Raw genomic sequence first — 14279 nt, 5'->3', positions numbered from 1 at the left:
TTAGATCCGCGACTTTTCGACGGGCGTCTCGGTGACAAGCGGCTCGCCGTCGCGATTCTCGAGCGTCCGACGCTCCTGAACGACCGCGGTATCCTCGTCCGCCATGCCCTTCTTGAAGTTCTTGATGCCCTTGGCAACGTCGCCCATCAGCTCGGGAATCTTGCCACGGCCGAAGAGGAGCAGCACCACCGCGAGAACGATGAGCCAGTGCCAGATGCTGAAGCTACCCATACTAGTCTCCTATGAGCGCGGCGCGCCCGAGATCCGGTTCAAGCCGATCCACCCGAGCCTTCAAACACGAAAGCCTCTTGCGGATCAACGGATACGAAGACCTCGTGCACACCATCGGGAAGATCACCCGGCCTGATCCGCGCCCGGATCCTCCGATCGAAGCCGTCGACGGCGAGCGACAGGAGGTCAGACCTGCCGACGAACTGCCGCGAAACGACGCGAGCCTGAACCGAACCTTCGTCCGGCGAGACACGCACGCCTTCGAGGCGCAGTCCGACGGTCATCGCTGTGCCATCCGATCGTGGCGAAGCTGCGACGGCACCGAGCGGACACACAACTGTGCCCCCCTGAACCGATGCCGGTAAGACGTTGATTTCCGAAAAGAAGGACGCCGCGAACAGATCTGCCGGCTGCCGGTAGAGCTCGCGCCCCGTGCCGTACTGGACGAGCCGGCCTGCGCGAAGGAGAGCGATCCGATCGCCGAGCCGCATGGCCTCCTCGGCATCGTGGGTGACGATCACGGCCGTTGCCCGCGTCTCGCGCAGGATAGCCACGGTCTCCGAGCGCATCTCGTCGCGCAGCCGGCTGTCGAGACCGGAGAACGGCTCGTCCATCAACAGAACTTGAGGACGCGGGACCAACGCGCGAGCCATGGCGACACGCTGCTGCTCGCCGCCGGACAGGTTGTGCGGGTAGGTCTCGGCCAGATGCTCCAGACCGACGCGCCTCAGCGCCGCCGTCGCCGTCTCGCGCTGCATCTCCCGCGGCAGGCTGCGCAGGCCGTAACGGACGTTGTCGACCAGCGTCATGTGCGGAAACAGCGCGAAGTCCTGGAACATCAGCCCCACGCCACGCTGCTCGGGCGGCACGAAACGATCGGGACCCGCAACCTCCTGCCCACCGATGAAGATCTGGCCGGCGGTCTGACGCTCGATGCCGGATGCGATGCGCAGGAGACTGGTCTTGCCGGAGCCCGACGGGCCGAGAAGACACAGGATCTGACCGGCGTGGATCCGGATGTCGATGTCCGAGAGGATCGTGCGCCCCGCCGCGCGGAAGCCGATGTAGCGGAACTCGAGATCGGCGGCAAAGCTCACGCCGGTCTTCATTCGCCCGGCATCGCGCGGGTCCCGTGGCTCCCTCGTGTCCGTTTGCATCCCGCCCGCCTGTCAGCGCGGAAGGTCGGCAGGACCTTCGCTCGAGCGGGACGTAACGTCTCGTTGCCTGCGGCTCAAGCCGTGAGGGCGAGAAGCGATGCGAACTCCTCGCGCATGCCCTCCCCGGCCGGCTCCGTCGCGCCACCTCGGATCACCGCATGGGCACATTCTGCACGCCGGAGACTCTCGCCCGCAAGTTCCGGCACGCCCGAGGCGATCGCGCGCATCTCGGTCATGTCGCCATTGCAGTGGAGAGCGAGATCGCAGCCGGCGTCGATCGCGGCGCGCGCCAGCATGTCCATGTCGCCCTGCAGCGCCTTCATCGACATGTCGTCGCTCATCAGGAGACCATCGAAGCGCAGCGCCCCACGGATGATCTGCGAGATGACGATGGGCGAAATCGTCGCCGGGCGATCGGGATCGAGCGTTTCGTAGCGGATGTGCGCCGTCATTCCGGCCGGGAGGTCGGCAAGCTCAGCGAACGGCAGGAAGTCGTGGCTTTCGAGTTCCGCGCGGCTGGCACGCACGTATGGCAGCTCCAGATGGCTGTCGACCTCGGTCCGGCCATGCCCCGGAATATGCTTCATCACGGGAAGCACACCGCCCGCCGCAAGGCCCGACGCAGCAGCGCGCCCCAGCGTGGCGACGACGTCCGGACTGTCGGCATAGGCACGATCGCCGATGACCGAATGCGACCCCGGCGCCGGGAGATCGAGGCACGGCAGGCAGTTCACGTTGATCCCGTAGCCGCCGAGAAGGTCGTCCGCCAGGAGCCGGCCCTGCAGCCACGCCGCGCGTCGGCCGGCTGCCTCGTCGGTCGCGAACACGCGTCCGATCTCGGCGGCGGGCGGGAAGCGCGGGGCGAAGGGCGGCCGGAGACGCTGGACACGTCCGCCCTCCTGGTCGATCAGGATGGGAACGTCGTCGCCGCCGCGCGCGTCCTTCAATTCGGCCACGAGATCGCGGACTTGCTGCGGCTCGCCGATATTGCGACCGAAGAGGATGAAGCCCCACGGGCGCTCGTCGGCGAAGAAGGCTCGCTCGTCCGCGTTGAGACGCTGGCCGATACAGCCGGAAATCCAGGCCTTCGATCCGTTCATCACCATATTCTCGCCGGGCATGGAAGCGTTGGGCGCGGGGGCTGCGTCGCGCCGAGGGGGTCCGGTCCGGCGATCGCCCGCCAGACCTCCAATTGTCGCCGCTGCGGCCAGCGTCAGCGCGTCACGAAGCAGCTGCCGCCGGCCGACTTCACGCTTTCGCATACGCTGTTCGCTTCGCTTTTCGACGCCGCGGCGACGCGCACGCGATAGAAGGTGCCCTTGCCAGGGATCTCTGCCGCCTTGATGCCGAGGCTACGGCCGCCGATGGCACCGGAATAGCGCTTGCCGAGGTTGGCGAGCGATTCTTCGGCGGCGGCCTGCGACGGCTGCGATGCGATCTGGACGTAATAGGCATCCGCGCCGGCCGGCGCCTCGACCGCCGCAACGCGCTGCGGCTCCGGCTTGGCGGGTGCGGCGACCGCTTCGACCTCCGCCGGCGTCGACGCCGTGGTCGAGGCGGTCGTCAGCGAGGTCTCGTCGGTGCCGAAGGGCATCTGCGGCGTGATACCGGCCACCGGATCGAGCGTCGCGGCATGCGCCTGCATGGATGCGGCCGCCGTCAGCAGGGACGTGCCATCGACCGGAACCTCGCTGGCGACGAGCGTTCCGTCAGGCCGAACCGAGAGCGTGCGCACCTTGCGGGGCTGGAGCGTGCCGTCGGCGGGCTCCTTGGCTGCCGCCACCTCCTGCGCCGGCTCTTCGCCCGGAAGCGGGATCTGATCGCCGACCTCGACGCCGGGCAGAGAATCGACCGGAGCGTCCTCCTCCTCGGCGATGTCCATCGGCTCTTCCATCGCAGTGACCAGCGAGCTCTGCTTCGGGGTCGTGGTCGCGGACGTCGCCCCGGCCACCTTCTGGTAGACGGCCTTGTTCTGGTTCGGGATCGTCTTGCCGCCGGGGTCGACCGGCGCGATCTTGTAGGGCTCCGCGTCCGCCTTGATCAGCATCGAGCCGTCGGCGGACGTCGGACCGCTGGTGCCCATCAGGCTCGCGCCGCCCGCGATCGCCACGATCGCCACCACCGCGACGCCGCCCATCAGCATGACGCTGCGCATGCGCGAGCGGCTGCGGACCGGCATGTCGTCATAGGGCTCGTAGTCGGGCTCGGCCTCGTCGTAGCCCACGACGTCCTCGTCGTCATAGTGCACCTGCGCCGGGGCGGGGCCGCCGCGCATGGCCGCAAGTTCGCTGTTGATGAGTTCGTCGAAGTCGTCGAGCGTGATCGCCTGACGCGGCTCGAGATCGTACTCGGCGTCACGTGCAGGGGCGAAGGACTGCGTTTCCGCCGGATTGGTGTTGCGCGGGCGAGCCGGCATGCTGAGACCGAGAAGGGCCTCGTCGATCTGGCGATCCGCGTCGCCGCTGCCGCGAATGCCGCGCGGCAGGGAGCCGGGCGCCGCGGCCACGCGCGGCGCTGCCGAAACGGCCTGGACCTGAGGCGCTGCACCGGTGGGCTGGTAGGTGAAGTTCTCCCACTCGGCGGTTTCCACCTCGACGGGCTCGAACCCGCCATAGGCCGAGGAACCACCGCGCTGGCTGGTCATCGGGGGATCGATGTGGCGCGCGGCATCGGAATACCGGCCACCCTCGCCCGCACCGCGACCGCCGAAATCCTTCGCGTCCTTCATGACCTGACCCCACTCCGCAAGACGATCCGTACGCCTGGACCGTGCCGTCGAACGAGGTCTGCCACTAGGGCGCGAACTTGTTCAAAGCGTGGTCCGTTCAGCGCATCTCTTCGGGCGCGTGGACTCCGATCAACTTGAGACCGGAGGCGATCACGAAGGCGACGGCCTGCACGAGCCCGAGACGCGCTAGGCTTGTTGTCGCATCGTTAGCCTTAACGAAGCGTAACTCCGGGTGATCCTTGCCGCGATTGTACTGTCCGTGGAATGCTGAGGCGAGGTCGTAGAGATAGAACGCGAGCCGATGCGGCTCCTTCGCGAGCGATGCCGCCTGCACGAGGCGCGGGTATTCGGCAAGCTTGCGGATGAGGGCGAGTTCGCCTTCGTCGGCCAGCAGCGACAGGGTTTCGGCGTCGACGGTAGCGACAGCCGAAACGTCGATCCCCTCGCCTTCCGCCTGCCGCATGATCGAGCGGGCGCGGGCATGGGCGTACTGCACGTAGAAGACCGGGTTGTCCTTCGACTGCTCGGTCACCTTCTGGAAGTCGAAGTCGAGCGGCGCGTCGCTCTTGCGGAAGAGCATCATGAAGCGGACGGGATCGCGCCCCACCTCGTTCACGACGTCGGCGAGCGTCACGAACTCGCCCGCGCGCTTGGACATGCGCACCGGCTCGCCGTTGCGGAAAAGCTTCACGAGCTGGCACAGGACCACGTCGACATGCGCCTTATCGCCGGCCACAGCCTTCGCGACTGCTTCCAGCCGCTTGACGTAACCGCCATGGTCGGCGCCGAGCACGTAGACCATCTCGTCGAAGCCGCGCGCGAACTTGTCGGCGAAGTAGGCGACGTCGGCCGCAAAATAGGTGTAGGTGCCGTCGGACTTCACCAGTGGACGATCGACGTCGTCGCCGACCTCGGTCGAGCGCAGGAGCGTCTGCTCGCGGTCTTCCCAGTCTTCCGGCAACTGACCCTTGGGCGGGGGTAGCGTGCCCTGGTAGACGAAGCCGCGCTCGCGAAGGTCATCGACGGCCTGGGTGATCCGGCTCGGGTCGCCCTCGTGCAGCGTCTTCTCGGAGAAGAACACGTCCTGCGTGATGTCGAGCGCCTTCAGGTCGTCGCGGATCGACATCATCATCGCCGCGATCGCATAGGACTTCACGGTCGGAAGCCATTCCGCCTCGTCCTGGTCGAGAAGTTCACGCCCGTAGCGGATCGCGAGCGCGGCGCCGACGGTCTTCAGATAATCGCCAGGGTAGAGGCCGGCGGGAATCTCCCCGATCGCCTCGCCCAGCGCCTCGCGGTAGCGCAGGAAGGTCGAACGCGCGAGCACCTCGATCTGCGCACCGGCGTCGTTGATGTAGTATTCCTTCGAGACCTCGTTTCCGGCAAACGCCATGACGTTAGCGATCGCGTCGCCAACGACCGCGCCGCGGCAATGACCAACATGCAGCGGTCCGGTCGGGTTGGCCGACACGTATTCGACGTTCACCCGGTGGCCCGTCGCCTCACCGCGCCCATAATCGAGGCCACGGCCCAGGATCTCGTGGAGGTGTTGGGTCCAGTAGGCGCTCTTCAGGCGCAAGTTGATGAAGCCGGGACCGGCGACCTCGACGGTCTCGACGTCGGTGTCCTGCCGCAGGGCGTCCGCGAAAGCATCGGCGAGGTCGCGCGGCTTTGCGCCGAGCGGCTTGGCGAGCACCATCGCCGCATTCGTCGACAGGTCCCCGTGCGACGGGTCGCGCGGCGGCTCGACCCCGATCCGCGAGAGGTCGGCACCCCCGTTCCCGCGAGCATTCAGAACCGCTTCGACCCGTTCCCGGATGCGCTGCTCGAAGTCGGCGAAGATGTTCATCAGATGATCCGGTCTTGGCGGGGCGCGCTCAGCCGAGGCGAAGGCAGCGCGCGCTGGGAACGATGACGGGGATGATCCCGCGAGCGGCGGCGCTAACGCAAATCCGGCGTATCGTCAAACAAACGGCGGTGCTCGGCGAGCGCGAAGCTGTCGGTCATCCCGGACAGATAGTCCCCGACGTGACGCGCCAGACGCTCGGGAGTCAGCCCCTCGGCAGCCCCGCTCCACCCGACTGGCAGAAGGTCCGGCCGCTCGACCAATCGGTCGAACAGCTCTTCCACCACCTGCTCGGCCTGCCGCATCGTGTCGAAGATGAGCGGGTTTCGATAGACGCGCTGGAATAGGAAGGCCCGCGTCTGCGCGACTTGCGAGCGCATCATCGGTGAGAAGTCGACGAGGGTGCGCCCCGCCGAGCGCACCTCGTCGACGCTGTCGACGGCGTGCATAGCAAGGCTCTCCAGCGTCGTCGCGATCACGTCCTCGACGAGCCGCGTGATGTGCCGGCGCATGATCTCGTGCCCCGTGCGGACTGGATCGAGATCGGGATGGCGGGCGCGCACCTCGCGAAGGATATCCCCGGCCAGATCGAGCGCTTCCAGACCGTCGAGCGCGATCAGCCCGGCGCGCAAACCGTCGTCGAGATCGTGGGTGTTGTAGGCGATGTCGTCCGAGATCGCCGCCGCCTGCGCTTCGAGACTGGCAAAACTGTCGAGCGCGAGCGGGAACCGAGCGTCGAACGCCACGATCTGCGGCGGCACGGGATGGCCGCTGGCGGCGTTCGGTCCGACCAACGGCCCGTTGTGCTTCACCAAGCCCTCGAGCGTCTCGAACGTCAGATTCAGGCCGTCGAAATCGGCGTAGCGGCGCTCCAGCGCGGTGACGATGCGCAGCGACTGCGCGTTGTGGTCGAAACCGCCGAAGTCGGCGAGCTTGCGGTCCAGAGCCCTTTCACCGGCGTGGCCGAACGGCGTGTGACCGAAATCGTGGACGAGCGCGATCGCTTCGGTCAGATCCTCATCCAGCCGCAGCGCGCGGGCGAAGGCGCGCGCGATCTGGGAGACCTCGATCGTGTGGGTCAGCCGCGTCCGGTAATGGTCGCCCTCGTAGGCCACGAAGACCTGCGTCTTGTGCTTCAGGCGGCGAAAGGCGGTGGAGTGGACGATCCGGTCGCGGTCGCGCTGGAAGGGTGTGCGCGTGCGGCTTTCGGGCTCTGAAACGAGCCGCCCGCGCGAGGCGTCCGCGTGCACGGCGAAGGGTGCCAGACCATCATGGCCGGTTCCGATGCGATGGGTCGTCCAGTCCGACATGGCCGTCCGCGATGTTGGGCGCCGGCGGAGCGACGCGAGGCAGGCAAGATTGACCCTCCCCTTGCGCGTCCATACCTTAGCGACACGACCCCAACAACAAGAGGCCGGACTGCCGCCGACGCGGCGCCGGGTCAGCCATGAGCGAGACGCTCGCCAATTCCATCACCGTGTCCGACGCGGCCGCCCGCCGCATCAAGGCGATCGTCGCCAAGAGCGAGACCGAGAACGCATTGCGCATCTCGGTCGAGGGTGGCGGGTGCTCGGGCTTCTCCTACAAGTTCGACCTGACGCACGACACGGAAAGCGACGACCTCGTGATCGAAAAGGACGGGGCGCGCGTCCTCGTCGACCAGACCTCGCTCGCCTATCTCGACGGCTCGGTGGTGGATTTCGTGGACGACCTGATGGGGCAGTCCTTCCAGATCCGCAATCCGAACGCCACGGCCTCCTGCGGCTGCGGCACGTCCTTCGCGATTTGACAGACCCGGTCGGCGGAGGGCATGGCCTCGCCCATCCTCTCCTGACCGGAACCCAGCCCATGTTGCTCGCCACCTGGAACATCAACGGCGTCAAGGCACGATCCGAGGCGCTGCTGGCGTGGCTGGACGAGCGCAAGCCCGACATCGTCGGGCTGCAGGAGATCAAGAGCGTCGACGAGAGCTTTCCCCGCGCCGATCTCGAGGCGCGAGGTTGGCACGTCGAGACCCACGGCCAGAAGGGCTTCAATGGGGTCGCCCTGCTCTCGCGCCAGCCTCCGGCCACGATCGAGCGGGGCTTGCCGGGAGACGCGACGGACGAGCAGTCGCGCTTCATCGAGGGCACCTGGGAGGTCGGCGGCAGGACGCTCCGCTTCGCCTCACTCTACCTGCCGAACGGCAATCCGATCGGCACCGAGAAGTTCACCTACAAGCTGGCCTGGATGAAGCGCCTCGAGGCGCACGCGCGCCGTCGCCTCGGCGAGGAGATGCCGTTCCTCCTGGCGGGCGACTACAACGTCATTCCCCAGCCTGAGGACGTGAAGAACCCGGCCGCCTGGGCCGAGGACGCGCTCTATCAGCCGGAGAGCCGCGAGGCCTATCGCCGGCTCCTCAATCTCGGCCTGACCGACGCCGTTCGCGCATCCAGCGATCAGGCGGAGACCTACACGTTCTGGGACTACCAGGCTGGTGCCTGGCAGAAGAACAACGGGATCCGCATCGATCACGTGCTGCTGTCGCCCGAGGCCGCCGCGGCGCTGCGTTCGGTTGGGATCGACAAGCATGTGCGGGCCTGGGAGAAGCCTTCCGACCATGTGCCGGTGGTCGTGGAGATCGACCCGGCGGCGCTCCGCTAGTTGGCGGGGTCGCGATCACTTTCGGCAAAAGCGATCGCGGTCTTGCGATCGTCCTCGGAGGAGAGCGAGAACGCCTCCTCCTGTAGCGGACGGATCCATTCGCGATCCTTGGGTGCCGCGAGCTTGTAGGCACGCGTCAGCATCGCCAATCCGCGAGCCGGCTCGGCCCGCATCGCGATCGCATCCCCATCGAAAATCAGGTAGCCGAGCAGCGCCTCGGCCTTCGCATAGCCCTTATGGGCCGACAGCTTGAGCCAGCGCGCGGCCTGTCGCGGGTTTGCCCGGCCGCCCTCGCCCGCCAGCAGCATCCGTCCGAGTTCGAACTGGGCACGTGCGTCGCCGAAATAGGTGGCAGCATGGGTGTAGAGCTGGCGCGCCTGCGACGCATCGGGCTTGACTGGCGTTCCCGAGATTCCGGAGCGCACGTATTCGGCCAGTGCCAGCACGGCGCTGACGACATAGGGGGCGTTGGGCGAGGACGCGGTGTCGTCCTCCTGATCGCGCACGATCTGCTCGAACATCTTGAACGCTTCGAAGTCGTCCTCGACGACGCCGTCACCGGCGGCATACATCTGGCCGAGCTTCCACCGAGCGCCGGGATGGCCGAGCTCGGCGGCATGCTGAAGCGCGTCGATCGCCGCAGCCGTCTCGCCGCGCTTGTAGGCCGCAAACCCCATCGAGAAGACGTCACGTGGGCTGGACTTCGGCGCTTCCAGCACGGGGTTGGCAGACGGATCGAGCGCGAGCGCCGGCACGGTGCCGACGAGCAGCGCGACCAGCCCGACGAGGCGGAGCGTCTCAGCGTGCCGCATGAAGGCGAACCGCACCGTTTGCACAACCGAAGGTCGACGCGGCCGCGATGCCACGGTCGATGAGACCAAGACGGCCATTCGGCCCCTTCCGGTCGGTTGTCGATTTCATAGTCCGCTCCTCCGCGTCGAGGTTCGGAAAAACAGCTCGCGCCATCATGCCCTGCGAATGTCCGTCCCCGCGCTTCGAGGTCGTGGGTGGTCCGCCTTTATGGCGGCAGCACGGCATTCTCTCTTGGCAAGTCTTATAGGCGATGCTTGCCTGCAATAGTGTTGCTGGCGCTCAACACTTTCACGACCCTCGGTCACGCGAACGGCGGCACCGGTGCTCACCCGATGCCGCCGTCCACAGAATTTCCCTTCGGCTCAGAACGAGAGCTTCAGCGAGACGTTCGCGGCATAGACCCAATCGTTGCCGACGTCGGCGTCGAAGACGGCTCCGCTCGTCCGACGCTGTTCGCCATCGGTCCAATATCCGATCAGGCCGCCGACGCGCAGTTCGGCCCAGTCGTTATTCTTAAGGGCGAGACCGCCCGACAGAGTGTAGAGGTCGGTGTAGGTGGTTTCCGCACCGGTCGATACGCCGCTGTCGTAGCCGAGCGAGATGCTTCCCGAGACGTTCTCGTTGAAGGCGCGGCCGATGCCGATGGTCGCCGTATAGCCGTCATCCCAGTAGTACGGGCTGACGGTGGAGTTACCGGCGACCGTGGTGACAACCGCGCGATTCGTGCTCCAGTCGGTCCAGCGGAACGAAGCGAGCAGGAGCGTGCCTTCCGCAATACCGGTCTGAGCGTTGATGTAGAGGCTCTGTGGGCTCGTTGCGGTGTTCAGCGAGGCCGGAAGGTTGTTGGCGAGCACCGTTCCGCCGGTCGGCAGCGCCGAGATCAGCGCAGGCGGTACGTTGATGCCGCGTTGCGCCAGGAAGGCCGCCGCTTGCGGGATCGAGAGCTGCCGCCCGTCGGCCAACTGCACGAACGCGTTGTTGGATGCGACCAACGTGCCCGTGCCGGTGATATCGTCATGCTCGACCTCGGACCGGTAGAGCACCTGTGCGCGAAGCGCGATCTCAGGCATCTCGAAAGCGGCGCCGATGCGGTAACCCGCCGAGAAGCCCTGGCTCGTGTCGGCCGTCAGGGCGACTGGCAGCAGGAGCTGGCCACCAAAGGACGCGAGCGCACCCTGAAGGGCGCCCGGAAGGGTGGGACCAAGGTTGCGCGCTGCAAGGCTCGTGCCGTTAAAGTTGAAGTCCTCGCCGAACACGCCGCCCAGAAGGCTGAAGCGCATCCCGTCGCGACTGTAGCTGACGCGGCAGGTCCCGCTGATCTCGTCGGAATCGAACTCGAGATCACGCACCCGCGACCCGCCGGGGAAGCCGGCCGGCTGCGCACCGCCTGGTAGCGAGGAGTAGTCCGCTTCCGCCGCGAAAGTTTCGGTATAGTTGCCGACGCAGGCCACGGTGTCGTTGCCAAGTTTCAGCGCCGCGCTGGGGATCTGATAGGTGCCCGTGTAGTCACCGAAGTCGCCTGACACGCCGTTGACGCGCTCGAAACCGCGAGCCGGGTTGACGTACGTGAAGCCGAGGCGCGTGCTGAACGGAGCCGCCTCGTAGAGGACATCCGTGTCGGCCGTGCCGCGCTGGAAGCCGCCGGCCTGTGCACCGCTGGCGCCCAGGAGAACCAGAAATGTCGTCTGCGCCAGGCGCGTCTTGAAACCGCTCATGCCTTCCCCCACCGGTCGTCGCTTGCGGGCATTCCTCCTGCCCGTCCGTATGAACGAACCGTGTCACGACGCTCGAGAGATGGGAATACAGGCGAAAGCACGGCGACAGGTTGGCGAAACGCACCGCTGGAGTTGCTCGGCATGAATGAACAACTCCAGCGCGCTACGGTAAGTCATTCCCTATGCTGTCGTTTCGCCTCCGGGCTGAACCTGAACGGCAGTTCGACTGAGCACGAATAGTCGGCCACAGTTGTCTTCCGTAAACGGAAGAATCCGACCACCGTTGCCAGAACGCTACACGCTCGGCGACGGTGGTCGAAACCAGAGCTAGCGCAGCATCGCCAAGGCGGCGTCCAACTTCTCGGCTTCCGCCTGATAGGCGTCCCGCTTCTCACGCTCCTGCGCCACCACGTCGTCCGGAGCGTTCGCCACGAAGCGCTCGTTCGAGAGCTTCTTGTCGATCCGGTCGACCTCGGTGCGCGCCTTGGCAGCAGCCTTCGTCAAACGTGCGATTTCCGAGGCGACGTCGATCGTCCCAGCCAAGGGCAAGGCGTAGGCGCGGGTGTCGAGGACGAATTGCACGGACTGCGGCGGAGCGATGTCCGCGGTCTCGACGCTCGACAGACGCGCGAGGCGCCGCAGGGCCGCATCGTGGCGGACCAGCCGTTGCTGCGTCTTGGCATCGACGCCGACCGCGACAAGCGGCGCTTCCGCACCCGGCGGCACATTCATCTCCGCGCGGATCGAGCGGATTTCGCCGACGAGAGCGACGAGCCAGTTGAGGTCGTCCGACGCCTCGGCGTCGTTATAGACGAGAACCGGCCACTCCGCGTGGCAGAGCAGCCCGTCGCGGGGACGCACGCCTGCGGTCGCCGCCCACAGTTCTTCCGTCAGGAAGGGCATGAATGGATGCAGGAGAGCGTAGACACGGTCGAGAACGAAGCCGGTCACCCGCCGGGTCTCGACCTTGGCCAACTCGTCCTCGCCGAGGAACACCGGCTTGGCGAGTTCGAGATACCAGTCGCAGACCGTGTTCCATGTGAAGCGGTAGATGGCGGCTGCCGCATCGTTGAAGCGATAGGAATCCAACGCTGCGTCGACCTCCGAGATCGCCGTCGCCAGTTCGCTCATCAACCAGCGATTCAGCGGCAGAACCAGCGCATCGGGATCGACGGTGACGTTGTGCTCCGCCCCGTTCATCTCGGCGAACCGTGTCGCGTTCCAGAGCTTGGTGCCGAAGTTCCGGTAGCCGCCGATCCGCTGCGGATCGAGCTTCACGTCCCGTCCCTGCGCGGCCATGATCGCCAGAGTGAACCGCAAGGCATCCGCACCGAACTCGTCGATCAGATCGAGTGGATCAACGACGTTGCCCTTCGACTTCGACATCTTCGCCCCGTTCTTGTCGCGAACGAGGGCGTGCATGTAGACGGTGCCGAAAGGCTCCTGGCCGGTGAAGTGCAGGCCCATCATCATCATTCGGGCAACCCAGAAGAAGATGATGTCGAAACCGCTGACGAGGACGTTGGTCGGGTAGTAGGTCGCGAGCTCAGGCGTCTTGTCGGGCCAGCCCAGCGTCGAGAAGGGCCAGAGCGCCGACGAGAACCAGGTATCGAGAACATCCTCGTCGCGGCGCAGGAAGCCGTCGAAGACCGATCCCGTCTCCGCCATTTCGCGCGCCTGCGCGTCCGTCAGCGTGCCGTTGGTGACGTAATGCGCCAGAGCCGCGCCGGCGACGGTTTCCTCGTCCTCGTCCACGAACACCGCGCCGTCCGGTCCGTACCAGGCCGGGATCTGATGGCCCCACCAAAGCTGGCGCGATATGCACCACGGCTGGATGTTCTCCATCCAGTCGAAGTAGGTCTTCTCCCAATTGCGCGGGACGAACGTGGTGCGCCCCTCCCGCACGCTGGCGATCGCAGGATGCGCCAGCGTCTTGGTGTCGACATACCACTGGTCGGTGAGGAACGGCTCGATCGGCACGCCGCCGCGGTCGCCGTGCGGCACCATGTGGACGTGATCCTCGACCTTCGCGAGGTAGCCTTCCCCGTCCATCCAGTCGACGATGAGCTTGCGGGCAGCGAACCGGTCGAGCCCCTCGAACATACCGACCGCGCGTTCGCCGTCGGCCGGGAACAGCCCTTCCAGAAATTCGGCGTTGTCGCGAATCGAGATCGTGGCATCCGACGCGAGGACGGAGATTCGCGCCAGACCGTGCCGCTCGCCGACTTCGAAGTCGTTGAAGTCGTGTGCCGGGGTGATCTTGACCGCGCCCGAGCCGGCTTCCGGATCGGCATAGTCGTCGGCCACCACGGGGATGACGCGACCGACCAGCGGAAGCCGGACGGTCTTGCCGACGAGATCGGTGTAGCGCTCGTCGGAGCCGTTCACCGCGACGCCGGAATCGCCAAGCATGGTCTCCGGCCGCGTCGTCGCGACCGTGATGAAGGTCGTGGGATTGGACGGATCGTAGTTGCGCCCCTCCACCGGGTAGCGGAAATGCCAGAGATGACCGCGGATTTCTCGCTGCTCGACCTCGATGTCGGAGATCGCGGTCAGGAGCTTCGGGTCCCAGTTGACGAGCCGCTTGTCGCGGTAGATCAGGCCCTCGCGATGGAGCTGGACGAAGACACGGCGAACGGCTCGCGAAAGGCCGTCGTCCATCGTGAAGCGCTCGCGCGACCAGTCGCAGGAGGCACCGAGGCGCCGAAGCTGACCGAGGATGGCGCCGCCCGATTCGCCCTTCCATTGCCAGACGCGCTCGATGAAGCCCTCACGGCCCATGGCACGGCGACCCGGCTCCTTGCGTTCGGCAAGCTGCCGCTCCACCACCATCTGCGTCGCGATACCGGCATGGTCGAAGCCGGGTTGCCACAGGACGTTCTGCCCGAGCATGCGCCGATGGCGGACGAGGATGTCCTGCAGCGTATTGTTCAGCGCGTGGCCGATGTGGAGCGACCCGGTGACGTTGGGCGGGGGAATGACGATGGAGAACGGGTCGGCGCCGGGCTTCGCGCCCGCTCCCGCCCGAAATGCGTCGGCAGCCTCCCAGCGATCGGCCACGCGGGGCTCGATCGCGGCGGCGTCGTAGGTCTTCTCCATGGGCGGGCATCCAGATCGGTCAGAATCGCGACCGGGTTTCGAGCAGA

Annotated in this window: 11 protein-coding genes; 2 read left to right on the top strand and 9 right to left on the bottom strand. The window is 66.5% G+C overall.

Features of this window, described 5'->3' with window-relative positions:
- From ACLNGM_RS13705 to ACLNGM_RS13680, 6 genes are all read right to left on the bottom strand, one after another.
- Window positions 1-231: a twin-arginine translocase TatA/TatE family subunit gene (locus ACLNGM_RS13705; protein WP_090960007.1), complete on the bottom strand. Its 231-nt coding sequence runs from the start codon at window positions 229-231 to the stop codon at window positions 1-3.
- A gap of 38 nt (window positions 232-269) precedes the next feature.
- Entirely contained in the window at window positions 270-1340 is a 1071-nt protein-coding gene (locus tag ACLNGM_RS13700) for an ABC transporter ATP-binding protein (RefSeq protein ID WP_416355347.1), read from the bottom strand.
- A gap of 122 nt (window positions 1341-1462) precedes the next feature.
- Window positions 1463-2488, bottom strand: a complete 1026-nt coding sequence (gene nagZ / locus ACLNGM_RS13695) for a beta-N-acetylhexosaminidase (protein ID WP_416355346.1) — start codon at window positions 2486-2488, stop codon at window positions 1463-1465.
- A 113-nt stretch (window positions 2489-2601) separates the two neighbouring features.
- Window positions 2602-4116, bottom strand: a complete 1515-nt coding sequence (locus ACLNGM_RS13690; protein WP_416355345.1) for an SPOR domain-containing protein — start codon at window positions 4114-4116, stop codon at window positions 2602-2604.
- Between the two features lie 97 nt (window positions 4117-4213).
- Window positions 4214-5965 carry an arginine--tRNA ligase gene (gene argS, locus ACLNGM_RS13685; protein ID WP_416355344.1) on the bottom strand — a complete coding sequence of 584 codons (1752 nt, stop codon included), beginning with the start codon at window positions 5963-5965 and terminating at the stop codon, window positions 4214-4216.
- A 92-nt stretch (window positions 5966-6057) separates the two neighbouring features.
- Complete coding sequence (locus tag ACLNGM_RS13680; protein WP_416355343.1) at window positions 6058-7272, bottom strand: deoxyguanosinetriphosphate triphosphohydrolase; 1215 nt, start codon at window positions 7270-7272, stop codon at window positions 6058-6060.
- Between the two features lie 137 nt (window positions 7273-7409).
- On the opposite strand from ACLNGM_RS13680, the gene erpA reads away from it, so the two are divergent.
- Both erpA and xth read left to right on the top strand, forming a co-directional pair.
- Complete coding sequence (erpA, locus tag ACLNGM_RS13675) at window positions 7410-7751, top strand: iron-sulfur cluster insertion protein ErpA (RefSeq protein WP_090960025.1); 342 nt, start codon at window positions 7410-7412, stop codon at window positions 7749-7751.
- A 59-nt stretch (window positions 7752-7810) separates the two neighbouring features.
- Entirely contained in the window at window positions 7811-8605 is a 795-nt protein-coding gene (gene xth, locus ACLNGM_RS13670; RefSeq protein WP_416355342.1) for an exodeoxyribonuclease III, read from the top strand.
- On the opposite strand, the gene ACLNGM_RS13665 is transcribed toward xth, so the two are convergent.
- From ACLNGM_RS13665 to ACLNGM_RS13655, 3 genes are all read right to left on the bottom strand, one after another.
- Window positions 8602-9417, bottom strand: a complete 816-nt coding sequence (locus ACLNGM_RS13665; RefSeq protein ID WP_416355341.1) for a tetratricopeptide repeat protein — start codon at window positions 9415-9417, stop codon at window positions 8602-8604. The genes xth and ACLNGM_RS13665 overlap by 4 nt on opposite strands.
- Window positions 9418-9780: 363 nt before the next feature.
- The gene (locus ACLNGM_RS13660; RefSeq protein WP_416355340.1) at window positions 9781-11133 is read right to left on the bottom strand and encodes a long-chain fatty acid transporter; all 1353 of its coding nucleotides are present in this window, start codon (window positions 11131-11133) and stop codon (window positions 9781-9783) included.
- Between the two features lie 327 nt (window positions 11134-11460).
- Window positions 11461-14232, bottom strand: a complete 2772-nt coding sequence (locus ACLNGM_RS13655; RefSeq protein ID WP_416355339.1) for a valine--tRNA ligase — start codon at window positions 14230-14232, stop codon at window positions 11461-11463.
- Window positions 14233-14279 lie beyond the last annotated feature (47 nt).

This window comes from Aureimonas phyllosphaerae, assembly GCF_047943035.1.
GTDB classification, from domain to species: Bacteria; Pseudomonadota; Alphaproteobacteria; order Rhizobiales; family Rhizobiaceae; genus Aureimonas; species Aureimonas phyllosphaerae.
The sequence above is the reverse complement of the archived record's forward strand: the minus strand, read 5'-3'. Positions and strand labels throughout refer to the sequence as shown.